The following is a 24,727-nucleotide window of genomic DNA, read 5'->3' as shown; positions in this document are numbered from 1 at the left end:
CTTTCCCAGCCCATGAGAGGCGAACCCCGCTCTCGTCGCGCTTCATGGCCCGGCATTGGGGCCTACATTTGCCTACATGGCCAACTTCTCGCCCAAACACGCTGCTAGACTGCCGGCCGTGACTCGACCGCGCGTCTTCTCCGGCATCCAGCCTTCGGGTGAGCTCCATATCGGCAATTACCTCGGGGCGGTGCGCACGTGGCGGAGGCAGATCGAGGAGGACGTCGAGGACACGATGTTCTGCATCGTCGACGCGCACGCGATCACGGTGCCCTACGAGGCGGCGGACCTCCGCGCGCGCATCGACGGGTTCGCGATCGACCTCGTCGCGTGCGGGCTCGACCCCGCGAAGACCACCCTCTTCGTGCAGAGCGACGTGCGGGAGCACACCGAGCTCGCCTGGTACCTCGCGAGCGTCACGCCGATGGGGGACCTCGGGCGCATGACGCAGTTCAAAGAGAAGGGCGAGGGCAAGGACTTCGTCTCGACCGCGCTCTTCACGTACCCCGTCCTCATGAGCGCGGACATCCTCCTCTACAAAGCGACGATCGTCCCCGTTGGCGACGACCAGGTGCAGCACCTCGAGCTCGCGCGCGAGACCGTGCGCCGCTTCAACCACCGCTTCGGCGACGTCTTCGTCGAGCCGAAGCCGCGCCTCTCCACCACGCCGCGCATCATGGGCCTCGACGGCGAGGCCAAGATGTCGAAGTCGAAGGGCAACACGATCTCCCTCTTCGAGGAGCGAGAGCAGTTCTGGTCGAAGCTCCGCACCTCGTTCACCGACCCCGCGCGCAAGCAGCTCAAAGACCCGGGCAACCCCGAGATCTGCAACATCTACACGATGCACAAAGCGGTCTCCTCGAAGGAGACGCAGGCCGAGGTCGTCACCAACTGCACCGGCGCGAAGTGGGGCTGCGTCGACTGCAAGAAGGTGCTCTACGAGAACTTCGACAGGGAGCTCGTCCCGCTGCGCCGGAAGCGCGCGGAGCTACAGCTCCCGCAGATCCGCGAGGCCCTCGGCGACGGCGCCGCCAAGGCGCGCCGCATCGCGCGGGAGACGATGAAAGAGGTCCGCGCCGCGATGGGGCTCGGCTCGCTCGCGAGCGAGCGCGCGTGATCCGCCGCTCGTTCGTCGGCGCGATCGTCGCGGTCGTCGCGGCGCTCCTCGTCGCGTGCTCGCGGCCGCCGCCGGACAGCACGCCCGAAGGCGTCGTGCGGCTGTGGCTCGAGAAGATGGAGAGCGCGTCGGAGGACTCGCGCGCGATGAAGGAGGCGTACGCGCTGCTCGGTCCGCACGCGCGCGCGAACCTCAAGGACCGCGCCGATCGCGCGAGCCGCGGACAGGGGCGACGCTACGAGCCGCACGAGATGCTCGCGGAGGGCCGCTTCGGCCTCCGCTTCCGCCCGCGCACGATGACGGCGCGCATCGACGGCAACGAGGCGTGGGTCGACGTGAACGGCGAAGGCGCCGAAGAGCACGCCGCCGTCCGCTGCACGCGCGAAGGCGCGGCCTGGCGCATCGAGCCGGACCTCCCCGACTCCGTCGTCCCCACGCGCCAGCTCGACGGCGGCCTCTGAATCCGACCGCTAACGAGGCAGCCCCGCGTCGAGCTTGGGCATCGCGAGCACCTTGAGCTTCAGCGCCTGCTTCCGCTCCTCCTTCGAGAGCGCGAAGAACGGGAGGTCGAGCGCGACGCCGTACTCACCCGGCGCGAGCGGCAGCGCCGCCGTCTTCGGGTAGAAGCGATGCCCCGCGTCGTTCTGGAACATCGGCGGCGGCGCGGGGATGCGGAGCGCGAACCACTCCACCACGCGCCGGACCTTCGCGCCCGGACGGAGGCGGACGCCGAGCGGGACCGGCGCCGGCGGCGCGCCGCTCCCGACGGTGGGGACCGCGTCGACGTCGCGATCCCACGGATCCGTCGTCGTGAGGCTGATGAAGAGACGCGGGACGTCGCTCGCGCCGGGGTGCCGGTCCGGGACGCCGACGAGCCGCGCCCAGTCCGTCCGCACGCCGGTCGTGCGCGTCGTCGCCTCGAGCCACACCATCGCCTCGGTCGGCGACGTGTTCTTGATCGTCACCGTGAGGTGCACCGTGCCGCCGGCGTACGTCTCGGTCGTGTCGGGCGTCACCGTGACCGAGAGCTGCTTCATCGACGCGCGCACGGTCTCCTCGCTCGGAGCCTTCACCACACACGCGGGGTCGGTCTCGATCCCTTCGAAGGTCGAGCGCGCGCAGCCCTCGCGCGGCGGGGGCGGCGGCGGAGGCGCGGGCGCGGCCGCGTCGGGCGCGGCAGGCTTGGGCGGATCGTCGCAAGCGACGAGCACACGCGCGAGCGCGATCGACAGAAGGATGGCCACCGCCACACCCCGCATGCCGAACGCACTAGCACTGATAGACTGCGGGCGGTGCCTGCCCTTTCACAACGCGCGCGCGTCGCGATCGTGGGCACGCTCGGCGCGGCCGGAGCGTTCTTCATGTTCGGCGGCCTCGGCCTCTTCTCGAGCGCCCCGACCGATCCCGATCACGCGGTGCCGAAGAGCACGTTCCTCTTCGCCTCGATCAACTACGCCGAGCTGCGCCGCTCTCCCCTCCATGAGGTCCTCTTCGCCGAGAAGAGCGAGTCGTTCGTCGATCGACGCGCGCTCGGGATCACGCGGCTCGCGGACGCATGCGGCTTCGATCCGCTCTCGCGCGTGGAGAAGCTCGCCGTCGCGGTGCCCGAGGACGGCGACAAAGGCGACTTCGGCGTCGCCGCGCGCGTCGTCGTCTCGCGTGAGGAGCTCGGCCGCTGCACCGACGCGCTCACCGCCCAGCGCGGCACGAAGGCCGAGGCCAAGAGCCTTCATGGCTTCTCCGTCATCGACGCCGGCGGCGCGAGCCTCGCGTACGGGCACGACCTCCTCGTCGCCGGAAAAGGCAGCTGGCTCACGACGATGCTCGCGACCGCCGACGCGAAGAACCCGAGCGTGCGCGACGCCGAGCTGCACACGACCGTGCGCCGCGACCTGACGAGCAAGGACGGCTGGGGCGCGCCGACCGTGCTCGTCTCCGCGATCCTCCCGCGCTCGCTCCGCGACCGCATCCGCAACGAAATGGAGGGCGAGGTCGGCGCGCGCGACGCGGCAGAGAGCGCGATGGCCGGCGTCCTCGGCGTGTCCGCGGTCGGCGTCGCGCTCCGCGCCGGCACCGGCGCGACCTCCGCCGAGATCGCGGCCGAGCTCGTCTGCGACGCGGAGGAGGCCTGCGCAGGGGTGGAGAAGCTCCTCGCGAAGAAGCGCTTCGACTGGTCGAAGGAGCTCTCCTACCGCATGGTCGGGCTCGGTCCGCTCCTCGACTCGATCCACATCGAGCGCAGCGGCGCCAAGGTCCGCGTCACCGCCGGCGCCCCCGCGAGCGCGCTCGCCGCCACCCTCGACCGCATCCTCAGGCTCCGCGCCCGCCGCGCCGCGCAGCCCCCGGAGCCGGCGCCTCCGCCGGAGCCGCGGAAACCGGACGAGCGGCTTCCGGCCAAGCCCTGAGCTTGCGTTCGGGATTCTGCGTACCTAGGCTGCGCAACCGTCGGGCGGCTCGCGCCATCCGAAGTGGAAGTACAGACCCTCACGGAACGAACAGGAGGCCAACATGGCCGGCAAGAACGTCATCGAGCTCACCGACGCCAACTTCGAAGCGGAAGTCCTCCAATCGACCGTCCCCGTGCTCGTCGACTTCACCGCCACGTGGTGCGGCCCGTGCAAAGTCCTCGCGCCGATCGTCGAAGGCATGGCCGACGAGTTCGCCGGCAAGTACAAGATCGGCAAGCTCGACATCGACGACGCGCCCGGCATCACGCAGAAGTACGGCGTCCGCGGCGTCCCCACCGTGATGGTCTTCAAGGGCGGAGAGAAGAAGGCGCAGCACGTCGGCGTGACGAACAAGGACACGCTCGTCAAGATGCTCGAGGGCTGAAAACCCCAATTTCGAGCGGGGCGTTTGGGGGTAACCTAGGAACGCCCCTCGATGCAGTCGCCCTCCGACCAGCAGCGCCAACTCTCGCTCCGCGACTCGCTCGTGGGGCGGGTGCTGCAAGGGTCGGGGAACGTCGCGTACCACATCAAGGACTGCATCGGCGAAGGCGGCCAAGGCTGGGTCTTCCGCGCGGGTTACGGTTCCCCGAACGGCAACGTCGTCATCGTCAAGGTGCTGCGGCCGGACGTGTTCGCGACCGAGGCGCTCCGCCGGTTCCAGCGCGAAGCGGAGGTGCTGCGCATGCTCTCCGCGCAAGGGCGGCCGAACCCGTACATCGTGCGGTTCTTCGATCACGCCGTCGCGCAGGTGCCGAGCCCCTTCGGCCGCGACCAGGTGACGCTCCCCTTCACCGTCCTCGAGTACGTCGACGGGTCGACGCTCGAGAAGGTGCTGACCGATCAGACGAAGCTGAAGCGCGGCCTCTCCGCCGAGCGCGTGCGGCGGCTCCTCCGTCAGATCTGCCAGGCGCTCGAGGTCGTGCACAAGCAGAAGGTCGTCCACCGCGACCTCAAGCCGTCGAACATCCTCCTCGCCTACGACAACGGCGTCGAGGTCGCGAAGGTCACCGACTTCGGGCTCGTGAAGCTCGTCGACATGAACCTGCAGAAGACGGCCGCGCTCGCGGGCGCGTCGCTCGGGTACGCGCCGCCGGAGCAGTACGAGCAGGGCAACAAGCGCGTGTCGCCGCGCACGGACGTGTTCTCGCTCGCCGCCGTCGTCTACGAGATGCTCACGACGAAGCCGGCGTTCCCGTTCGTCGACGGCGAGAACCCGCTCATCATCATCACCCGCATCTTGAACGGGCCGCGGCCTTCGTTGATCAAGAACCGAGACCGCCTCGCGCCCGAGCTCGAGGCGTCGCAGCCGATCGTCGAGGCGCTCGATCGCGAGCTCTCGCGCGCCCTCGCCGCCGACCCGACCCTGCGTCACGAGTCGGCGACCGCGCTGTGGAACGCGCTCGAGCCGCCGCTCCGCGCCGCGCTCGAAGACCAGAAGACCGCGCCGCGCGCCGCCGTCTCTCCCTACGAGGCCACCGCGACGCCGAGCCGAGCGCCGGCCGAGCCGGGCGCCGCCGCCGTCATCCGCTCCGCGAACGAAGACATCGCCCTCGCCCCGACCGACGCGCAGAACGCGCTCCCCAAGCTCCCGCCGCAGCCGCCGAACGCGCACGAAAACGAGGCGTGGACGTGGGCGCTGCTCACGCCGCCGATCGGCGAGCGGGTCTTGCGCGCGGTCACCTTCAACAAGACGGCCGACACCGCGATCGCGCTCAACGCGGCGGGCCTCGTCCAGTGGGAGCGCGGCGCCTGGGTCTCGATCCCCTTGCCCGCGCACGTCCCGCGCAACGCGCTGCGCGGCCTCCGCTGGCTCACCGACGGGAGCGTGCTCCTCTACGGCGAGGGCGGCTTCGTCGCGCGCCACGTCATCGGCGGCGGCACCGCGATCTGGCGCGTGCCCGATCCCGAGATCACGTTCCTCGGCGCGCTCATCGAGGCGAACGGGCACACGACCCTCGTCGGCGAGCGCCCGTACCGCGGGAACCAGCCGCGCGCGTTCCCCGGCAACACCTCCGGCGTCGTCACGCAGTGGAGCGGCGACCGCGTCACGGTGGTGGGGGACACGATGAGCTGCTCGCGCCTCCACGCCGTCACGCGGATGCGGAACGGGACCCTCATCGCGTGCGGCGACTGGGGCGCGCTCGTCCGGATCGAGCTCGGCGTCATCGAATACGTCGGATCGATCTGCGGCGGTCACCTCCTCGCGCTCGCGCCGCGCCCCGAGGGCGGCGCCTACGCCGTCGGCGTCGGCGGCCACGCGCTCTCGCTCAGCCCCACGCTCGAGCCCACGCTCGAGGCGGTGCAGACGACGAAGGACCTCCTCAGCATCGGCGTCGCGGACGACGCGCAGGCCTGGGCCGGCTCCGCCGCCGCGCGCATCGTCCGCCGCGGCACGCACGACGGCGCGCCGACCTGGATGCGGATCTCGGGCGACATCGGCGTCACCACGAACATGCTCGCGATCGCCGCCGCCGCTCGCACCGTGCGCGCGATCGGAGACGACGGAATGGTCGTCGAAGGAAGGCTCGCGCCGGCGTGACTCGTCCCAAGCGCGAACGCCTCTCGCGCTTCCGGAAGATCCTCCTCGCCATCACCGCCGCGACGCACCTCCCGTTCGTCGTGGCGGCGAGCGAGCTCGCGCGGCGGCTCGGCGCTCCGCTCGGCGCCGCGATCGCGATCGGCGGCGCGCTCGGAGCGCTCGGCGTCTGGGTCTTCAACGGCCGCGCCGAGAAGATCGCGTGGGACGCGCCGCGTCCGTTCGGCCCGATCCTCCTCTTCGATCTGCCGTACTACGTGCACTGGTCGGCCTGCATCTTCTGCCTCGTGCCGTCGGTGCTCTACCTCCTCGCGTCGCCGCTCTTCGGCGGTCCGTCCGCGAGCTTCTTCCTCGGGTGCTACGCGACCGGGCTCGTCGTCTGCTTCTACGGCGTCATGATCCGGCGCTGGTTCTTCGTCACCCGGCGCGTCGAGATCGCGGTGAAGGGCCTCGACCCGAAGCTCGACGGCTACCGCATCGCGCACCTCTCCGACCTGCACATCGGCGCGCTCACGCCGCCGTGGTGGGCCGAGCGCTGGATCGACCGCGCGAACGCGCTCGCGCCCGACGCGGTCGCGGTCACCGGCGATCTCGTCACGAGCGGGGTCCTCTTCCACGAGGCGATCGCGGAGGTCGTCGGCGGGCTCCGCGCGAAGGACGGCGTCTTCTGCGCGATGGGCAACCACGACTACTTCGGCGAGGGCGAGCCGCTCATCTCGCTCCTCCGCGCGAAGGGACAGAAGGTGCTCCGCAACGAAGGGACGACGATCGAGCGCGACGGAGCGCGCCTCTACCTCACCGCGATCGACGACACGTGGACGCGCCGCGCCGACGTCGACCGCGCCCTCGCCGGCCGGCCCGAGGGCGTCCCGACGGTGATGCTCTCGCACGATCCCGATCGCTTCCCCGAGATGGCGGCGCGCGGCGTCGAGCTCACCCTCGCCGGTCACACCCACGGCGGGCAGATCGCGGTCCCGTTCCTCGGGCGCTGGATCAACGCCTCGAAGCTGGCGCACCAGTTCCACATCGGGCTCTACCGCCGCGGCGACTCCGTCCTCTACGTCCACCCCGGCCTCGGCACGACCGGGCCGCCGATCCGCCTCGGCGTCGCGCCGGCCGTCGTCCTCCTCACGCTCCGCGCCGGGTGAGGGTACGATCGCCGCGTGGACGTCGTCGCGATCGTGGCGCTCGGGCGGCACTCGGACCAGGAGGCCCCCCTCCTCGCCGCGGACCTCGGGCTGACGACCTACGAGACCGGCGTCATGCTCCGCGCGCCGACGCCGATCATCGTCTACCGCAGCGAGGACCGCGCGCGCACCGCCGACCTGGCGTCGAAGCTCCGCGCGCGCGGGCACGACGCGGTCGCGTGCGACCTCGACTCGGTCGTGTCGAGCGACGACATGTTCCGGCCGAAGACGTTCCAGTTCGAGGGCTCCGAGCTCGTCGGCCACGGCAACGGCGAGCAGCGACGCGTCGCGCTCGCGGACGTCTTCGCGCTCGTCCGCGCGACGCATCAGGTCCAGAGCGTGGACACGACGACGACGCACGAGAAGACGCGGAGCCTCTCGCGCGCGTTCGCGACCGGCGGGCTCGTCACGACGAAGACGGTCGAGCGCGAGTCGCAGCGCGTCACGAACGAGCGCGAGCCGGTGCTCTACCTCTTTCGCGGCGACGGCGACCCGTGGCTGCTCGGCGCGCAGTCGCTCCGCTACGGCGGCCTCGCCGGCGAGATGAAGGTCTCGAAGGCGGAGAACTTCGAGGTCCTCATCCGCCTCCTCCGCTCGCTCGCGCCGCAGGCCACCTACGACGCGCGCCTCCTCCAGGTGCGGGTCGGCACGCAGATCATCTCGTCCGGCTCGAAGCACATGACGTCGTCCTCCGCCGGCGCCGTCGACATCCTCGCCCACATCGTCGCCACCGCGCTCAACCGAGCGGTGCGGCCGTACCGTTAGTACGCGAAGGCGTCGTCGTCTTCGACGCCGATCGTGTCCTCGAGGGGGACCCACTCCATGCGGGCGAGCGACTCGCCGTCGCCGTAGAGTGCCATCGGGGCGATGCCGCGTAGGACCTCGCGGACCTGGACCGGGAGCTCGTCGAGCGTGATCGAGGAGCCTGCCTTGAAGCCGGCGAGGGAGAGCGCGTAGTCGAGGAGCGACTGCGGCACGGTCGGGAGCTCGTCGATCGGCGCGTCGGGGGGGAGGTTCGCGAGCGCGCGCGCCTCCTCGAGCGCGTGGCGGAGGCCGCCCATCTTGTCGACGAGCTTCTTCTCGAGCGCCTGCTGGCCCGCCCACACCCGGCCCTGCCCCACCGCGTCGACTTGCTCTTTCGTCATATGGCGGCCCTGCGCGACGCGATCGAGGAACACGTCGTAGAACTGACGGACCTTGTGGTTCAGCTCCGCGCGCTCGTCGTCGGTGAAGCCGCGGAAGATCGACTCCGCGTCCGCGCGCGCGGTCGTGCGGCGCGTCTCGATGTTGACGCCGACCTTGCCGAGCAGCTCGCTGATGTCGGCCTTGCCGTAGAAGATGCCGATCGAGCCGGTGATCGTGAGCGGGAGCGCGTAGATCGTCTTCGCTGGCGAGGCGACGTAGTAGCCGCCGCTCGCCGCGACGGAGCCCATCGAGACGACGAGCGGCTTCTTCTCGGCGAGCTTCTTGAGCTCGCGCCACATCACGTCCGACGCCATCGAGGAGCCGCCGGGCGACTCGATCCGGAGGACGACGGCCTTGATGCTGTCGTTCTCGCGCAGGCTCTTCACCGCCTCCGCGATCGTGTACGAGCCGACCAGCTTCGTGTCGATGAGCGGCACGTTGCGCGAGCGGCCGTCGATGATGTCGCCGTCGACGTAGAGGAGGCCGACGCGCGGCCGCGGCCCGAAGTACGGCGACGCCTTGCGGACGCCGGCGAGCTTCTCGTAGGACACCTTCTTGCCGACGACGTCCTGCGTGACGCGCTCGAGCTCGTCGTCGAACGCGAAGCCGTCGACGAGCTTCGCCTCCCGCGCCTCGCTCGCGACGAAGGGACCCTTCGAGGAGACGACGCGGAACTGATCGGCCGGGATCTTCCGATAGAGCTCCATGTTCCGTGTGAAGACGGCCTCGTGCTGGCGGAGCAGGTCCTCCTGATCGGCGCGCGCGACGTCGCTCGATCGCTCGTTCATGAACTGCTCCGGCGCGGCCTTGTGCGCGCCGATGCGGACGAACTCCGCCTTCACGCCGAGCTTCTTGAGGAGGCCGGCGAGGTACATGTGCTGCGTCTTGAGGCCGGAGTAGCGGACGCCGCCGGCGGGGTTGATGACGACGCGGTCCGCGCTCGCGCACGCGTAGAGCGCCTTCGGCCCCGCGTCCTCGAACGAGCAGATGACCTTCTTCCCGCGCGCCTTGAGCACGCGGAACGCGTCCGCGAGCTCCTCCGCGTGCGCGTAGCTCGTCGCCGGCTCCGAGCGCATGACCATCGTGACCGCCGCGACGTCCTTCTCTTCCGCGAGCTTCCACAGGCTGCGGAGGAGGCGCACGTGGGCGCGGTTGCCGGGCGTGCTCTCCATCCGGATGTAGACCGCGTGCTGCGGGCGCGGGATGCCCGGCTGGAACGTCGTGTTGAACGAGATGGTCGCGTACTGGCCCGCGCTCTGCGCGCTGCCGAGCGCGTTGCCGAAGAGCGCGCCGCCGCCGGCGCTGAGCGCGCTGAAGTAGATCTCCGCGCCCGCGGTCGCGAGGACGCCGCGCGTGGCGTCGTTGCCGAGGTTCATCACCTCGACGTCGCCGCGGATGCGCCCCACGCCCGGGATGTCGATCGCGGCCACCGCGCGCGGGCGGAGCTGATCGACGCCGTCGGGGAGCCACCGTCCCTCGAGCGCGACCTCGATGTTGCGCTTCCCGGTCGGACGGAACGTCGCGGCGGCGACGAGGTTGCGACCGAGCAGGGGGAAGCCGCTCGGCGGCAGCGGCTGCAGCGACGGGCCGTTGAAGTCGTGCGCGACGAGGGCGACGCCGAAGCGCGTGAACATCCGGTACGAGGCGGCGGCGGTGAGGCCGAAGAGGCCGTCGGTGTACGGATTGGACGAATACGACCACTGCACCGATCCGCCGACCTGGAGGCGGTCGGAGACCTTGTGCCCGAAGCCCCACGTGATCCACGTGTAGTCGACGCCGTTGAACGGGAAGCCGACGCCGCTCGGGCCGCTCGGCGGCGTCACGTAGTCGACGCGGAGGCCGGTCGCGAGGCCCCACAAGAGCGGCGCCGCGAGCTCGAACGAGTGACCGCAGCCGACGACCTTCGTGTCGGGGCAGCGCACCCACGTCCAGCGTCCCTCGAGGCCGGTCATGTTCGCGAGGTTCGCGGGGTTGAGGACCAGCGCCTCGGCCGAGTCCTCCGACGCCGTCATGCGCCCCGGCGACATGATCCGGTCCGCGCGCGCGGGGAACGGATCGGCGCTCGCATCGGCGACGACGAGCGTGGAGGCGAAGGCAAGGAGCCCGATCAGCGCGCGTGCGTGGTTCTTCACTTCGGTTCTCCTCAGACGAGTGTCGCGAGCTCGCGCAAGGTCTCTGCCTCGGCGTCGAACGTCTTCCGGACCTCCGCGACGATGAGCTTCTCCGCGACCTGGCGGAGGACCGGGACGCGGAGCTCGATCGAGCCCTTCACGGTCCGCTTCGTGCGGCCGCTGTCGAGCGAGGTCAGCTCGTACGTGCCCGCGGCGTCGAAGTACTTTCGGAACGAAGGCTTCACGTGCGGGAGGATCGTCCACTCCGCCGCGTGCCGCTTGATGTCGTAGACCGAGCGCTCGTCCCACGCCATCATCTCCGGCGTGACGTAGGCCTTCGCGAAGTCCGGGAGGCGGATGTTCGCGCGGTAGCTCCACACGCGCTCGACCTCGTCGGCCGCGACGATGTGCTCCTTCTGCTGGATGCGCTCCATGTTGTCGAGCCGGTGCGCGAGCTTCGAGCAGAGGTTGGGCGAGATCACCGCGAGCTCCAGCGCGTCGAGCGGGATGTCGAATTCGTGAACGATGTCGAAGTGCACGCGCCGGCCAGCCTACATCATGCCGCGTGCGCGGGCGACGGCCTCGATGTCGGCCCTTCGCCGCGCCAGCTCGTCGTGATCCTTCACCGGGAGGAAGCGGGCGGCGATGCCGTCGCGCGGGACGACGAGGAAGATCGACGGGAGGTGCGCGGTCAGCTCCTGGATGAGGCGCTCGAACTGGATCGCGGTGCGGCCGTCGACCGTCTTCTCGACCTCGAAGTACGTCCAGACGAGCTTCGCCTTCGCGAGCGGCTCCGCGCGGACGAGGAACGTGTTCGTGTTGAACACGTCGACGGTGCTCGGGTCGAACCCGGGCGGGAGGCGGAACTCCTCGAGGACCTGCGTCTTGCCTTCGGCGAAGACGGGGATTCCGCCTTTGTCGCCTGCCTTCGGGCAGACCTCGCACAGCACGTCGATCCCCTTCCCTGCGGCCTCGACGAAGAACCCGAGCTCGGCCTCGTCGATCGAGGCGCCGAGGTTGTCGACGTTCGTGATCCACACGTACTTCCCGCCGTTCGCGAGGAACGCGTCGAGCAACCCGGAGCGACGGAGCGCGTCGACGAGATCGCCGTGGCCGGTCGCGTGCGGGCTCGGCGCACCGTCGTCGCCGTAGAAGAGCGCGCCGCTCGGCTCGAGGCGGAGCGAGAGGTCCTGCCGGAAGCACGCGACGTGCGGCGGCGCGTCCGCCTTCGCGAGCGCGGCGACGAGGCCGTCGTGCGTGGCCTCGCTCGTCATGAGCCAGAGCGGGATCGGCCGGCCGGCGCGCGCGCTCGCGGTGGCGTTCTCGGCGAGGCGCATCGAGAGGAACGTGTGCGCGCCGTTCGCGTCGCGCGTCACCTCCGCGAGCGCCTTCACGATGCCGCCCATGCGCGTCGCCATGCCGCCGGCCATCGTGCAGAACGCAAGCTCGCCACGCTCGAGCGCCGCCGCCCCGAGGGCGCGCAGCCGGTCGTGCTCGGGGGAGCCGGACGGCGGGAGCTTCACGAGCGCGGAGGGCTCGGGCGCGCGCACCTCACCTTTGACCGCATTTCGCGCTCTCAACGTCGGGGGCTCTGCCCCCGACACCCCCGCTCTCAACGTCGGGGGCTCTGCCCCCGACACCCCCGCCCCAGACACGGCCCTCGAAGACTCGGGGCGCTGCGCGCCCGCTGTGGCGGCCGCGTCTGGGGCCCCTTCGGGGGGCGCGAGCTCGGTGAGGGACGGCGCGAGATCGGTGAGGGACGACGCGAGATCGAGAAAGCGGGCGCGATCGAAGCCTGTCTCGTCGAGGCGGCGCTTCATTTCGGGGGCGATCGCGGAGAGCTGATGCTCGAGCTCGGGGTGAAGTCGGGCCATGACGCGCGCCATCATCGCATGCCCGGCGTGCGGATTGCTTCCTCCCGCGAAGGAGCTGGCGTTCTGCCGGCAAGAGGGGAAAATGAGACGCATGCGGACGGCGGGGACGATCATGGGGACGATGCTCGTCGCCGCGTGCGTCGTGAACGAGCCGGAGTCTCCGCCGCGCGGGGTCGTCGTGAGCGGTCCGCCGCCGGCGCCGATGCGCGAGGAGCGCGCGCCCGCGCCGAACCCGCAAGCGAGCTGGGTGCCGGGCTACTGGCACTGGACGGGGATGCAATACGCATGGATCCCGGGCCACTGGGAAGCCCCGCCCTCGCAGACGCAGGTGTGGACCGCGCCGAAGATCAGCGTCACGCCCGACGGCCGCTACGTCTACGAGTCCGGCGGCTGGCGCCCGGCGTCGCCGGCGAACAGCCAATCTTTGCGTTGACGAGGTAGTCTAAGGACGTGGTGCCGTTCCGGGCTCGTACCGTCCTCGTCGCGCTCGTCGCGCTCTTGCCGGCGCCGGCGCTCGCGGGGAAGAACGGGCCCACGCTCCACGAGCCGATCCCGGCCGATCCGAAGGAGGACGTCGCGCTCGGCGTCGCGCTCGACGGCGATCTCCCCGCCGCGATCAACACGCCGCGCGGGCTCGTCTCGGCGCCCGATCCCGCGCGCCCGATCGGGACGGGGCAGACGCGGTACAACAGCTCGCCGCCGTCGGACGCGCCCGGCTCCGAGTTCCGGCCCGATCGCAACACCGAGAAGCCCGACGTCCGGCCGTACGACGATCCGTTCACGCCGTCGACCGCGCCCTTCAAGCGCCTCTCCGCGTTCGACACCGTGAGCTCGGATTTCGTCCTCGGCGTGCGCGACACGCACACGACGTCGATCGCGGTGTCGCCGCTCCCTGCGCCGTCGGCGGCGGAGGAGACGTTCTACGCGGACATGGTCATCGACCTCGCGGCGGGCCACAAAGTCCGGATCCCCACCGTGGGTCCGGGCACGCGCGTGCTCCACGCGCGCGCGGGCATCGGCACGCAGGACGTCCGCTTCACGCTCTACAAGGACGGCGCCGAGAACTGGTTCATCGAAGGCGACACGACCGCGCGCGTGCGCCTCGTCATGCAGCTCGCGATCGCGCGGAGCGCCTTCGGCGGCGAGTTCGGCAACCCCACCCGCGCCGAGCTGCGCGCGGTGCCGCCGCTCCCGTCGAACGTGCAGGCCTCCGCCGTCGTCGTGCAGAAGAAGATCGGCGTGAGCCGCTCGATGCCGCCGCGCGACATCGTGACGAAGCTCGTCGCGTACTTCCGCGCGTTCCAGGACTCCGCCGACGAGCCCAAGGGCCAGAGCGACATCTACCTCGACCTCGCGCTCTCGCAGAAGGGCGTCTGCCGCCATCGCTCCTTCGCGTTCCTCATCACCGCGCTCTCGCTCGGCATCCCGGCGCGCGTCGTCATCAACGAAGCGCACGCGTGGGTCGAGGTGAACGACGGCCACGCGTGGCGCCGCATCGACCTCGGCGGCGCGGGCCGCATGCAGCACGATCCTCTCTCGTCGAACGTGAGCTACGAGCCGCCGCCGGATCCGTTCGCGTGGCCGCAGGGCTCCACGCGCGGGCAGGACCAGGCCGATCGCGCGCGGCAGGAATCGCGCACGGCGTCTTCCCCCTCTCCGTCCGGCTCCGGCTCCGCCGCGGGCGGCAACGGCGGGCCTCCCGATCCGAACAAGCCGGGCGGCGTGATGTCGAGCGGCGGCGGCACGGTGTCGAGCGGCGGCACGAGCGGAGGCGGCACGTCGTCGACCGCGCTCGGCTCGCCGACGGCGCCGGGTATGCCGGACGAGCGGCCCGCGTCGTCGTTGACGATGTCGCTCGGCGGCACCGACGCGCGCCGCGGCGCGCCGCTCCCGGTGAAGGGTCAGGTCTCCGCCGACGGCGAGCCGTGCGGCCACGTCACGGTCGAGGTCGTCCTCTCGAGCCGAACCGCGGGCGACATCCCCGTCGGCGTCCTCGCCACCGACGAGCGCGGCGTCTACGAGGGCACGCTCGTCCTCCCCTCCACCGTCCCGCTCGGCGACTACGAGGCCCACGCCCGCACCCTCGGCGACGCCCGCTGCGGCAAGGGCAAGACGCGCTAAGCTCTCGAGGCATGAGCGCGGCGTTCGTTCCGTTTCTGTACGAGCTGCGCTCGCGGAAGGTGAGGGTCGGCGCGCAGGAAGCGACCGCGCTCGCGAAGGCCTTGATGTTGGGCCTCCACGACAGCTCGCTCGACGGGTTCTATCACCTCGCGCGCGCCGTCTGCGTGCATCGCGAGAGCGACCTCGACAAGTTCGATGAGGCGTTCCTCTACCACTTCAAGGGGATCGAGACGCAGAGCCTCGAGCTCGTCGCGGAGCTCGAAGCGTGGCTCGCCGATCCCGCGAACCGGAAGGAGCTCTCGCAAGAGGACCTCGATGCGATGAAGTCGCTCGACATGGAGGAGCTGAAGCGGCTCTTCGAAGAGCGGATGAAAGAGCAGAAGGGCCGCCATCAAGGCGGCAACCGCTGGATCGGCACCGGCGGCACCTCGCCGTTCGGCGCGATGGGGCAGCATCCGTCGGGGCTCCGCGTCGGGCCGCAGGGCGGCGGGCGCAGCGCGATGGGCATCGCCGACGCGCGACGCTTCAAGCCGTACCGATCGGACCTGCTCCTCGACGTGCGTCAGATCGAGGTCGCGCTCCGCAAGCTGAAGGCGTTCCAGCGCGAGGGGCAGCCGGACGAGCTCGACCTCGAAGGCACGATCGACGCGACCGCGAAGAACGCGGGCGAGCTCGAGATCGTGACGCGTCCGCCGCGAAAATCCAACGTGCGCGTCCTCTTGCTCATGGACGTCGGCGGCTCGATGGACCCGCACATCGAGGTCGTCTCACGCCTCTTCTCCGCCGCGAAGCGCGCCTCGAACATCCGCTCGCTCAAGACGTACTACTTCCACAACTGCATCTACGCGCGCGTCTACGAGACGGAGCGCTTCAGCGATCCGGTCCGCGTCGACGATCTGCTCCACGAGCTCGGCGCCGAGTGGAAGCTCGTCGTCGTCGGCGACGCGGCGATGCACCCCGCCGAGCTCCTCGGCATGGGCGACTACGAGTACTACGCGACGGGCCAGCCCGGCGAGCCCACGACCGGACACAAGGTCCTCGCCAAGCTCGCCGATCACTTCCGCCGCTCGGTCTGGCTGAACCCGGACCCGCCCAACTACTGGCGCGGCGGCACCGCGGAGGAGATCGGCAAGCTGTTCACGATGTTCCAGCTCACGCTCGAAGGCCTGAGCGACGCGGTCCGGCACCTCTCGAAGGGCGACGTTTCGAAGAAGCGTTGAGGCGGGCGCTCACTGCCCGTCGTTGCGGATGATGCGGGTCAGCGCGCTCACGGCGCGGGCGCCGCGGACCGCGTTCGAGCGGCTCACGTACATCTCGCTGACGCCGATGACCTCGCCGTTGCCGGCCTTCACGACGAAGTAGAAGCTGCCGTCCTTGGCTTCGCGCTGCTCGATGTTGCGCGCGTCGGGCGCGTTCTCGATCACGGAGGCGATGCCCTTCTCCGCGCTCTGGCGCGTCGTGTAACCCTCCGAGCGGAGGATGATCTCGCCGTTGCCGGCGATGAGGCGGAAGTAGTAGTCGCCGTCCTTCCCCTGAAAGACTTCGAACTTGGCGCTCCGCCCGACCAGCTCCTGGTCGGCCACGTCAGTCACGTCGGCCTCTTCCTCGGTATCGGTCTCGGCCGCGCAGGCGACGGTGGACAACGAGAGGGCAACGCACGCAACGAGCGCGAGGATGTGACGAATCATTTCTACGAGTGCTCCAGACTTCCTTTCTCGGCAATCGACGTCGGAGGGGTGACCTGGAAAGGTCGTTCCGATGGGGCCCCCAGGCTCATCGCCCGGACACCGTTCGCGCGAGGTTCTCTCGCGACGCCCCGCCCATGTGCCACCTCACACAGGTAGGTGCAAGTGGTTCTTTGTCGGCAAAATCTGAAACTGAAACGGTGGGTCGTAACTTATTGAAATCAAAGCGGACGTCGGTAGCGGCCGAGCGCGGCGGGGAGATCGTCGAGCGCCGCGGCGTCGATGAAGGCGTCGAGCTCCGGTGGCCCAAGCGGTTGCGGCTGATAGCCGGGGAGCAGATCGGCGAACGCGACGATGCAGAGGCGGTCGACGAGGCGCTCCTTCTCGTGATGGGTCAGGTCGAAGCGTCGGACGATCGGGCGCTCGATGCCGATGTGCACCATCTCGTGCACGAGGTTGTGGAGCGGCTCCTTCTTGAACCGCCCGTCGGGCGTGGTGAGCACCGTGATCGTCGCGGTGTCGGGATCGTACGAGCCGCCCGGGCCGTAGAGCGTGAGGACGACCTCGTAGCGCGGAGCGGACGTGAAGCCCCAACGCGAAGACCAGCGCGCGAACGTCGCGAGCGCGGGGCGGAGCTCGGGGGCCCGCGCCTCGATCGCCGCGACGCCGGCGGTGAGAGCGCGCGGATCGTAGACCTCGGCGAGGAACACGCGCTGCGCGGCGTCCTTGTCTTCGCCGGCGATGCCGTCTTGCGCCAGACGCTGGAAGAGCGGATGCGACGGCAACCCGACCTCGTAGCGGTTCTGGCGAAAGAACGGCATGTCGCGGAGCTGCCGCCAGAGCCACTCGAACGCCTCGACGTCACGTTGTCCTCGCACGACGACGCTCGGGGCGGGAGCGGCGAGCGGGACGGGAGCGATGCTCGGTGCGAGAGCGGCGCTCGGCGGGGTGAGCGGGCGCGGCGTGCTCTCGCCTGCGCACGCCGCGAGCACGAGCGCGAAGAGCGCCGCGCGGATCAGAGCCTCACGTCGATGTAGACGCCGCGGCGGAGCTCCTGGAGCCAGAGCTTTCGCTGGCGCTCCGTCGCCTCCATGTAGGCGGCGTTCAACATCTCCTCTTTCACCTGCTCGAAGGTCGCGTTCTCGAGCTTCGTCTTCGACACCTGCGCGAGGAGGACGCCGGCCTGCCCGGTCTGGTCGCGGAAGACGATCGGCTTCGAGACCTCGCCCGGCTTCAGCGTCTCGACCTGCGCCAGGAGCTCCGGCGAGAGCTGCTTCATCGCGACGGGGCCGCGCGAGCCGCACGAGTCGCGCGTGCTCGGATCGTCGCTGTAGTCGTGCACGAGCTTGCAGAAGTCCTCGCCCGAGTTGCCGCGGCGCGAGAGCTCCTCGCCGAGCGTGATGCGCGCGGCGGCGGTCTCTTGCGTCGCGCTCGGCGGGATCGCGAGCGCGAGGAGACGCAGGTCGACCGTCTGCTCCTGCGCGAGCTTCTTGATCTCGCGGTTGTAGATCTGGCGCGCGTCCGCCTCGCTCACGCGCACGCGGCTGCGGACGCGGAGCTGAATGAGCTTTCCCTCGAGGACCTGCCGCCGGATCTCGTCGCGGTAGTCCTGCTCCGAGAGGTTGCCTTGCCGCCGCGCCTCCGCGATGAGGATCGCCGGGTCCACGTGCTGCTGCGCCGCGAGCGTGCGGATCGCGTTGTCCACCTCCTCCGGCGGCACGGTGATGTTCGCCTTCGACGCGGTCTGCTCCTCGAGGCGCTCGTCGATCATGCGCGAGAGGAGCTCGCGGAACAGCTCGCTCTCCGCCGCCGCGAGCTGGGTGGGGCTCGGGTTCCGCTCGAGCAGCTTGTAGATGTGCGGGCGCGCGCGCAGGCGCAGCTCCGAGAGGAGGATCGGGCGCTCGCCGACGACGGCGACGATGCGCTCGACGATCGCCGCCTCGGCGGGAGGCGCCTCCGTCATCGCCCCGACGAAGAGCGCCGCGGCTGCGAGAAGCGCCGCTGCTGTCCTACGTGAGCCCATGCCCTTCGGTCTTAGCACTACGAACCGCCTGGGAGTGAGTCTATCCTCCGCGGACGATGTCCAGGAGCTGGTTCTTCGAACGGGTGGTGGTAACGGCCGTGGGGATTTGCCTCGCCCTCACGACGATCAGCTGCAACAAGCTTTTCAAGAAGAAGTCGGACGCAGGCGCGGGCTCGACGACGAGCAACGCGACGGCGCAAGACCTCTCCGACGAGCAGATGAGCATCAAGCTCGACGCGTACATCAAGTGCATCAACACCGTCGGGCATCAGATCTCGCGGTCGACCGATCGCTACTTCGACACGCTGCCGCTGCCGGGAGGCCCCACCGGCAAGGAGACGTTCGCGGCGATCTTCCGCGTGCCCCCCGGCGTGACCGCGAACTGCGCCTCGGGCATATCGCGCGCGAGCACGCTCCCCCCCGACGACCCGAAGCTCGAGATCGCCGGCACCGAGTACGCCAGCGCGGCGCAGGCGCTCGACGTGATCATCAATCAGCTCGCGACGTACTTCGACACGAAGGGCTTCAAGAACGACAAGTGGGCGCGCGGCAAGGCGCTCCATCCGCAGTTCATCTCCGCGCTGAAGCGCTTCAACACCGCCGACCGCGGCATGCACGAGGCGGTCGACGGCATCACGAAACCGCTCGCGCAGCGCGCCCTCGCGCGCATCGAGCGCGAGGACGGCCGGAAGTTCCGCTACGGCCGGCGCAAGGTCCTCATCACCGCGCGTGACCTCATCGAGTCGGCCGATCCAGTGGGCGACGATCGCGACGTCGACTTCAACCTGTTCAACCAGACCTATACCGACTTCGAGAAGGCGCTCGACGAGCTCTCCGCCTACGGCGCCAGCCACCGCGCCGATCTCTCGAACCCCGCGCTCACGACGACGCCGCTCGCCGACTCGAACTTCACCGCGTTCACGCGCGAAGCGACCGACTTCAAGAAGGTGTCGAACCTGTGGTGGCAGTGCCTCCGCGGCGCGCCCGCCTCCTCGAAGACGGCGTCGGGGAAGATCGACAAGGCGAAGATCGGCCGCTGCGCCGACGGCAGCAACCCGATCGACCGCAAGGACAAGACGGTGAAGGAGTACAACGACTTCATCAACACCTCGAACGGCCAGCCGTTCCCGTGATCACGTCGCGCCGGCGGGCCGCGCATGCGGCGCCGGACGTCGGCCAGGCCGTCCCGTGATCACTTCGCGTTCTTCGGGGCGGTGAACATCCAGTTGATGCCGTAGCGGTCCTCGACCACTCCGAAGATGCCGCCCCACGGCGCGTCGAAGAGCTTCTCGTGCACGTTGCCGCCCTCCGCGAGCACGTCGAACGCGCGGCGTGCCTCCGCCTCGTCGTCGAGCTGCAGCGCGACGGACATGCTCGCGTTGGTCGGCGCGACGCCCGGGTGCGGGCGCCCGTCACTGAGGAGGATGAGCGCCTCGCCGACCTCGAGCTCGCAGTGCATGATCTTGTCGGCCCACGTACTGCCCTCCTTCGCCATCGCGCCGAAGGTTTGCTTCGTCTTCGCCTTCGCCCCGAGCGCGCGCTCGTAGTGGCCGATGGCCTCGTTCGCCTTGCCGAAAAAGAAGAGGTACGGGGTCGCGCTCTTGATCATGCTCGTTGGACTCCTTCGCGCGCCGAAATTCATCGGCCGGAAATGCAGAAAGCCGACCACCCGGAGGCGATCGGCTTTCGCGAGCGAGCCGAAGCTCGGATCAGCGCTTGGAGTACTGGAAGCGCTTGCGGGCGCCCGGCTGGCCGTACTTCTTGCGCTCCTTCTTGCGCGCGTCACGCGTGAGGAAGCCGGCGCGCTTGATGAGCGAGCGCTTCTCCGGGTCGAGCGCGATGAGCGCGCGCGAGATGCCGTGGCGCATCGCCTCCGCCTGCGCGGAGTGGCCGCCGCCCTTCACCGTCGCCCAGACGTCGAACTGGTCCTCCGCCTCGATGAGCTCGAGCGCCTGCTTCATGACCATGATCGAGGTCTCGCGCTCGAAGTACTGATCGGCCGGTTTGTCGTTGACGATGACCTGGCCGGAGCCGGCCGAGAGCCAAACGCGAGCGATCGCGGTCTTGCGCTTGCCGGTGGCGTACGTGCGGGTGGAAGTGCTCATTTCGCGCTCTTGCTCTGCTTGATCTCGAGGGCCTTGGGCTTCTGGGCGGTGTGGGGATGATCGGCGGTCGCGTAGACCTTCAGCTTGCCGAACATCTGACGACCGAGGACGTTCTTCGGGAGCATGCCCTTCACGGCCTTCTCGATCGGGAACTCCGGCTTGTCGGCGAGCAGCGTCCGATACGAGACCTGCTTGAAGCCGCCCGGGATGCCGGAGTGATGCGAGTAGAGCTTCTGGTCGAGCTTGTTGCCGGTGAGCTTCACCTTGTCCGCGTTGACGACGATGACGAAATCGCCCGCGTCCTCGTGGGTGGTGAAGGTCGGCTTGTGCTTGCCGCGGAGGACCGTGGCGACCTGGCTCGCGAGGCGGCCGAGCGGCTTGTCGGTCGCGTCGACGACCCACCACTGGCGGTTGGCCTCCGCGTCCTTCGGCGTCGCCTGGTAGGAGCGGTGCAAATTCCTCGGTTTGGCCGGCTTCTCGGCGGCGGACGTTGCCATGATTCTCTTAGCCTCTCGCAAACTTTCCGCGCCCGCTCATGGAGGAGGGGCGAAGGGCGCGGGAACGTACTTGCCGGCCCACCTCCCGTCAAGCGCTGACGTCGCCCTTGCGGGCCGAGATGTTTAGCACGTAAAGCATTCCATCGATGATCAGCTTCCAGCCGACCGACGATCAGAAGCTCATGGTCGACTCCGTGGGCCAGTACGCCCGCACCGTGCTGCGCCCCAAGCTCCGGGAAACCGAAACATCCCGCGGCCTTGCCGACGCCGCGCGGAAGGCCGGGGCAGAGCTCGGCCTGGGCCTCGCCGCGCTGCCGGAGGCCCTCGGCGGGCTGGGGCTCGTGACGGCGGTGCTACTAGAGGAGGAGCTCGGGTGGGGCGACCCTGGTGCCGCATTCGCGCTGCCGGGGCCCGGCGCGCTGGGGTTCGCGGTCGCGGAGCTCGGGACCGACGAGCAGGCGAAGGCCGCGCTCGCGCCGTTCGCGAGCGATCTCGATCGCTTCGGCGCGGTGGCGTGGGGCGAAGCGAAGCCGCACCCCGAGCGGCCCGGGTTCGCGACGACGGCGACGAAGAGCGGCGACGGCTGGCGGCTCGACGGCGCGAAGGCGTACGTCCTCAACGCGGACCGCGCGGCGAGCCTCGTCGTGTTCGCGCAGGTCGACGCGAGCAAGGGCTTTCGCGGCGTCGGCGCGTTCCTCGTCGACGCGAAGGCGACCGGCGTCACGATCGCGGAGCGGCAGACGACGCTCGGCCTCGACGCCGCGAGCTTCGGCGGCGTGAAGCTCGACGGCGTGGTGGTGCCCGACTCCGCGCGCCTCTCGCGCCACGAGGTCGGCACGCTCGCGCATGTGCGTGCACTCTGCACGTTCTTCGCGAAGAACGCGCTCGTCGTCGCCGCGCGCGCGGTCGGCCTCTCGCGCTTCGCGTTCGAGGAGACCCGCGCGTACGTCGACACGCGCAAGGCGTTCGGCAAACCGATCGGCCACTTCCAGGCCGTCGCCTTCAACATCGCCGATCGCGCGATGGACGTCGACGCCGCCCGCGGCCTCGTCTGGCGCGCAGCAGCGGCGTGGGACGCCGCGCAGAGCGGCGGCGGCACGCAGGGCGGCGGCGGCGCGCAAGGCGGTGGCGGCGCGCAAGGCGGCGGCGGCGCGCAAGGCGGCGGCGCGCAAGGCGGCGGCGCGCGGGGCGGTGACAAGGCCGTGGACGAGGCGCTCTTGCTCAGCGCGCAGGCGGTCGCGTTTGCGCACGAGGCGGCGATGCGGTGCGGGGACGACGGGGTGCAGCTCCACGGCGGCGCGGGCTTCATGCGCGACTACGCGGTCGAGAAGCTGATGCGCGACGCGAAGCAGATCGGCCTCTGCGGGATGACGGCGGAGCACGCCGATCAGCTCGCCGCCGCGATCGCGCTCGGCGCGCCGCTCGACCCCGGCCTCGTCTTGCCGACGCCCGAGACCCAAAACGCCTTCGTGTGAGCGCTCGAAGACTCGAAGACTCGAAGACTCGAAGACTCGAAGACTCGAAGAGGAGAGACCATGACGATCGAGTTCTCGCTCAGCAGGAAGCAGGAGATGATGCGCGACGCCGTGCGCGACCTCGCGGTGAACGTGATCCGCCCGCAGGCGCTCGCGTGGGACCGCGCCGGCGGCGTGCCGGAGGAGTTCCTCCGCAACATGGCGCGCCTCGCGACGTCGTTCGGCTCGAACGCGCTCCTCGCCGGCGTCGGCGAAGAGGCGAAGAAGCTCGCGACGGAGGGCGACGAGAAACCCGCCGAGGAGAAGAAGAAGCGGAGCGACGGGAACCTCTTCAGCGCGATGGCGGCGGAGATGCTCTCGTGGGGCGATCCCGGCCTCCTCCTCTGCCTGCCCGGCCCCGGCCTCGGCGGTCCTCCCGTGCGCTCGAGCGGCACGCCGGAGCAGCGGAAGCGGTTCATGTCGATCTTCGCCGACATCGAGAAGCCCCTCCAGTGGGGCGCCTACGGCCTCACCGAGCCGGGCGCGGGCAGCGACGTCGCGGGCATCCGCACGAGCTGCCGCAAGGACGGGGCGCACTGGGTCCTCAACGGCCGCAAGTGCTACATCACGAACGGCGCGCGCGCGGCGTGGACGGTGATCTTCGCGACGATCGATCCGTCGCTCGGCCGCGCCGGTCATCGCGCCTTCGTCGTCGAGAAGGGCACGCCCGGCTTCAGCGTCGGGCGCATCGAAGAGAAGATGGGCCTCCGCGCGAGCGAGACGGCGGAGCTCGTCCTCGAGGACTGCCGCGTTCCGGAGGAGAACCTCCTCGGCGGCGAAGAGAAATACACCTCGAAGGAGGGCTTCATGACGGCGATGAAGACCTTCGACAACACGCGTCCGCTCGTCGCCGCGATGGCGCTCGGCATCGGCCGCGCAGCGTACGAGTACGCGCGCGACTTCGTGAAGGACAACTACGTCCTCGCGCGTCCGATCCCGCGCTACGCCGCGATCGTCGAGAAGCTCGCGAAGGTCGGGCGTGGCCTCGAGGCCGCGCGCGTCCTCACGTGGCGCGCGGCGTGGATGGCGGACGAGGGGATCTCGAACGCGAAGGAGGCGAGCATGTCGAAGGCGATGGCCGGCCAGGCCGCGATCCGCGCGTGCATCGACGCGATCGAGATCTGCGGCGCCGAGGGCTCGATCGCGAAGGACCACCAGCTCCTCGAGAAGTGGTTCCGCGACATCAAGGTCTACGACATCTTCGAAGGCACGGGCCAGATCCAGCGCATCGTCATCTCGAAGCGCCTCATCTCGGACCTGAAGTCGTTCTGACCATGTTCAATCGTCGTCGTCGGCCTCGCGGTGCTCGGCGGCCGCCTGCCGCCACGCCTCGTGCGCTTCGGCTGGTGCGCCGAGCCGGCGTAGCTCGCTGGGCACGCGGTCATCGGCTCGCAGCTCGGGGAACGTTCGCAGGAGCCGCGCGAGATCGAGTCGATCCGAGAGCTCCTTCTCCCGACCGACCCGCGCCGCGACGCTCACCGCCTTCATCGCCATGAGCACGGGCGGCGCGACGATCTGCACTCCCTCGATCGTGCGCGTGTCGGGCAGCACGGTCGCCTGCCGAACGTCGACGAGATGCCGGTTCTTCGGCTGACGCAGCTGATACACGCGATAGCCGAGCTCGGACTTGGCCTCGCGCACCCGAACGGCGATATGAAAGCGGGACGCGAGGTGCTCACGTAGCGCCTCGGCGAGCGCCGCGGCGTCGGTCGAGAGGACATCGACGTCCTCGGTCATGCGGGCGGGCTCGCAATAAGCGTTCACCGCCTGGGCTCCGAACAGCACCGCGTCCTCGCGGGTGCTCAGAAACACGAGCAGCTCGCGAAACACCGTGGCGAGAGGGAGCTCGTCGTGGGTCATGAACTCGCGAAAGGTGAGCGGAGCATCGAGGAGCAGCACGCGTAACCTCGAGCCTACCACCGGCGCGCGGACGTCTCGGAGTGTGGACTGTCGTCTCCGAACGGAGAACACGGGCTCGTCGGCGCCTTCGCTGCCCCGTTTTTGCGGCTTTTTGTGGGGTTATTGGACGTGGATGGGCGGCATCGCGCTTGCTCCGGGAGGGAGGCATGATGCTCACCCGCGTGGTCGTCTCGATCTCCGCCATCCTCTTTCGGTCGCCGGTGGCGCGGAGGCGGCGGACGGCCTTCGAAATGCCGCCGATCGGCGAGCAGGGATACGGGAATTCTGCACGGATCGGCCGTTGATCTCCGAGCGGACGATCCAGCCCGTCGGTTCCGATCATGGGCGGGACTACAGGGCCCCACGATCGTCTTTGATCCAGTCTTTCTGCATGGTTAGCGGCGCTTCTTCGAGGAAAAAAGA

General features: G+C 69.9%; 25 protein-coding genes. 14 read left to right on the top strand and 11 right to left on the bottom strand.

What is annotated here, in order from left to right:
* Positions 1 to 76 precede the first annotated feature (76 nt).
* A complete protein-coding gene (gene trpS / locus KF837_31280; GenBank protein ID MBX3231849.1) occupies positions 77 to 1,117 on the top strand; it encodes a tryptophan--tRNA ligase in 1,041 nt (346 codons plus the stop codon).
* Positions 1,114 to 1,578, top strand: a complete 465-nt coding sequence (locus tag KF837_31275; protein ID MBX3231848.1) for a hypothetical protein — start codon at positions 1,114 to 1,116, stop codon at positions 1,576 to 1,578. The genes trpS and KF837_31275 overlap by 4 nt, the downstream gene beginning before the upstream one ends.
* A gap of 9 nt (positions 1,579 to 1,587) precedes the next feature.
* On the opposite strand, the gene KF837_31270 is transcribed toward KF837_31275, so the two are convergent.
* Complete coding sequence (locus KF837_31270) at positions 1,588 to 2,361, bottom strand: hypothetical protein (GenBank protein ID MBX3231847.1); 774 nt, start codon at positions 2,359 to 2,361, stop codon at positions 1,588 to 1,590.
* A gap of 48 nt (positions 2,362 to 2,409) precedes the next feature.
* On the opposite strand from KF837_31270, the gene KF837_31265 reads away from it, so the two are divergent.
* The 5 genes from KF837_31265 (at position 2,410) to KF837_31245 (ending at position 8,055) form a co-directional block, all read left to right on the top strand.
* On the top strand, positions 2,410 to 3,522 hold the full coding sequence (locus tag KF837_31265; GenBank protein MBX3231846.1) for a hypothetical protein: 1,113 nt from the start codon (positions 2,410 to 2,412) through the stop codon (positions 3,520 to 3,522).
* A 103-nt stretch (positions 3,523 to 3,625) separates the two neighbouring features.
* On the top strand, positions 3,626 to 3,949 hold the full coding sequence (gene trxA, locus KF837_31260) for a thioredoxin (protein MBX3231845.1): 324 nt from the start codon (positions 3,626 to 3,628) through the stop codon (positions 3,947 to 3,949).
* Positions 3,950 to 4,000: 51 nt separating this feature from the next.
* Positions 4,001 to 6,106, top strand: a complete 2,106-nt coding sequence (locus KF837_31255) for a protein kinase (GenBank protein ID MBX3231844.1) — start codon at positions 4,001 to 4,003, stop codon at positions 6,104 to 6,106.
* Complete coding sequence (locus tag KF837_31250; protein MBX3231843.1) at positions 6,103 to 7,251, top strand: metallophosphoesterase; 1,149 nt, start codon at positions 6,103 to 6,105, stop codon at positions 7,249 to 7,251. The genes KF837_31255 and KF837_31250 overlap by 4 nt, the downstream gene beginning before the upstream one ends.
* Positions 7,252 to 7,266: 15 nt before the next feature.
* A complete protein-coding gene (locus KF837_31245; GenBank protein ID MBX3231842.1) occupies positions 7,267 to 8,055 on the top strand; it encodes a hypothetical protein in 789 nt (262 codons plus the stop codon).
* Here KF837_31245 and sppA read toward each other — a convergent pair.
* The 3 genes from sppA to KF837_31230 are packed head-to-tail and all read right to left on the bottom strand — an operon-like array spanning position 8,052 to position 12,460.
* Positions 8,052 to 10,607, bottom strand: a complete 2,556-nt coding sequence (sppA, locus tag KF837_31240; GenBank protein ID MBX3231841.1) for a signal peptide peptidase SppA — start codon at positions 10,605 to 10,607, stop codon at positions 8,052 to 8,054. The two genes, KF837_31245 and sppA, sit on opposite strands and share 4 nt — an antisense overlap.
* Positions 10,608 to 10,618: 11 nt before the next feature.
* Positions 10,619 to 11,125: a DUF2505 family protein gene (locus KF837_31235; protein ID MBX3231840.1), complete on the bottom strand. Its 507-nt coding sequence runs from the start codon at positions 11,123 to 11,125 to the stop codon at positions 10,619 to 10,621.
* A 12-nt stretch (positions 11,126 to 11,137) separates the two neighbouring features.
* On the bottom strand, positions 11,138 to 12,460 hold the full coding sequence (locus tag KF837_31230) for a UTP--glucose-1-phosphate uridylyltransferase (GenBank protein MBX3231839.1): 1,323 nt from the start codon (positions 12,458 to 12,460) through the stop codon (positions 11,138 to 11,140).
* Positions 12,461 to 12,551: 91 nt separating this feature from the next.
* Between KF837_31230 and KF837_31225 the strand changes: the two genes are divergently transcribed.
* From KF837_31225 to KF837_31215, 3 genes are all read left to right on the top strand, one after another.
* Positions 12,552 to 12,893, top strand: coding sequence for a YXWGXW repeat-containing protein (locus KF837_31225; protein ID MBX3231838.1), 342 nt, complete (start codon positions 12,552 to 12,554; stop codon positions 12,891 to 12,893).
* Positions 12,894 to 13,390: 497 nt separating this feature from the next.
* Positions 13,391 to 14,581 (top strand): transglutaminase domain-containing protein, encoded by a 1,191-nt coding sequence (locus KF837_31220; protein ID MBX3231837.1) that lies wholly within the window; start codon positions 13,391 to 13,393, stop codon positions 14,579 to 14,581.
* A gap of 11 nt (positions 14,582 to 14,592) precedes the next feature.
* A complete protein-coding gene (locus KF837_31215; GenBank protein MBX3231836.1) occupies positions 14,593 to 15,801 on the top strand; it encodes a VWA domain-containing protein in 1,209 nt (402 codons plus the stop codon).
* Positions 15,802 to 15,810: 9 nt separating this feature from the next.
* Here the strand turns inward: KF837_31215 and KF837_31210 are convergent, their stop codons facing one another.
* The 3 genes from KF837_31210 to KF837_31200 all read right to left on the bottom strand — a co-directional run bounded on the left by KF837_31210 (position 15,811) and on the right by KF837_31200 (position 18,289).
* Entirely contained in the window at positions 15,811 to 16,173 is a 363-nt protein-coding gene (locus KF837_31210; protein MBX3231835.1) for a YegP family protein, read from the bottom strand.
* 314 nt (positions 16,174 to 16,487) lie between these two features.
* Positions 16,488 to 17,258, bottom strand: coding sequence for a hypothetical protein (locus KF837_31205; GenBank protein MBX3231834.1), 771 nt, complete (start codon positions 17,256 to 17,258; stop codon positions 16,488 to 16,490).
* Positions 17,259 to 17,281: 23 nt separating this feature from the next.
* The gene (locus KF837_31200; GenBank protein MBX3231833.1) at positions 17,282 to 18,289 is read right to left on the bottom strand and encodes a SurA N-terminal domain-containing protein; all 1,008 of its coding nucleotides are present in this window, start codon (positions 18,287 to 18,289) and stop codon (positions 17,282 to 17,284) included.
* Positions 18,290 to 18,387: 98 nt separating this feature from the next.
* On the opposite strand from KF837_31200, the gene KF837_31195 reads away from it, so the two are divergent.
* Positions 18,388 to 19,422, top strand: a complete 1,035-nt coding sequence (locus tag KF837_31195; GenBank protein ID MBX3231832.1) for a DUF3829 domain-containing protein — start codon at positions 18,388 to 18,390, stop codon at positions 19,420 to 19,422.
* A 59-nt stretch (positions 19,423 to 19,481) separates the two neighbouring features.
* On the opposite strand, the gene KF837_31190 is transcribed toward KF837_31195, so the two are convergent.
* From KF837_31190 to rplM, 3 genes are all read right to left on the bottom strand, one after another.
* Positions 19,482 to 19,898, bottom strand: coding sequence for a VOC family protein (locus KF837_31190; GenBank protein MBX3231831.1), 417 nt, complete (start codon positions 19,896 to 19,898; stop codon positions 19,482 to 19,484).
* Between the two features lie 100 nt (positions 19,899 to 19,998).
* Positions 19,999 to 20,394 carry a 30S ribosomal protein S9 gene (rpsI, locus tag KF837_31185; GenBank protein MBX3231830.1) on the bottom strand — a complete coding sequence of 132 codons (396 nt, stop codon included), beginning with the start codon at positions 20,392 to 20,394 and terminating at the stop codon, positions 19,999 to 20,001.
* A complete protein-coding gene (gene rplM / locus KF837_31180; protein MBX3231829.1) occupies positions 20,391 to 20,891 on the bottom strand; it encodes a 50S ribosomal protein L13 in 501 nt (166 codons plus the stop codon). The genes rpsI and rplM overlap by 4 nt, the downstream gene beginning before the upstream one ends.
* 146 nt (positions 20,892 to 21,037) lie before the next feature.
* On the opposite strand from rplM, the gene KF837_31175 reads away from it, so the two are divergent.
* Together KF837_31175 and KF837_31170 are read left to right on the top strand one after the other, a co-directional pair.
* Positions 21,038 to 22,366 carry an acyl-CoA dehydrogenase family protein gene (locus KF837_31175; protein MBX3231828.1) on the top strand — a complete coding sequence of 443 codons (1,329 nt, stop codon included), beginning with the start codon at positions 21,038 to 21,040 and terminating at the stop codon, positions 22,364 to 22,366.
* A gap of 60 nt (positions 22,367 to 22,426) precedes the next feature.
* Positions 22,427 to 23,677, top strand: coding sequence for an acyl-CoA dehydrogenase family protein (locus KF837_31170; protein ID MBX3231827.1), 1,251 nt, complete (start codon positions 22,427 to 22,429; stop codon positions 23,675 to 23,677).
* A gap of 6 nt (positions 23,678 to 23,683) precedes the next feature.
* On the opposite strand, the gene KF837_31165 is transcribed toward KF837_31170, so the two are convergent.
* Positions 23,684 to 24,304 (bottom strand): hypothetical protein, encoded by a 621-nt coding sequence (locus KF837_31165; protein ID MBX3231826.1) that lies wholly within the window; start codon positions 24,302 to 24,304, stop codon positions 23,684 to 23,686.
* A gap of 167 nt (positions 24,305 to 24,471) precedes the next feature.
* On the opposite strand from KF837_31165, the gene KF837_31160 reads away from it, so the two are divergent.
* A complete protein-coding gene (locus tag KF837_31160) occupies positions 24,472 to 24,609 on the top strand; it encodes a hypothetical protein (protein MBX3231825.1) in 138 nt (45 codons plus the stop codon).
* Positions 24,610 to 24,727 lie beyond the last annotated feature (118 nt).

Source organism: Labilithrix sp., from assembly GCA_019637155.1.
Classification (GTDB): Bacteria; Myxococcota_A; Polyangia; order Polyangiales; family Polyangiaceae; genus Labilithrix.
This window is presented reverse-complemented; position numbering and strand designations above follow the sequence as displayed.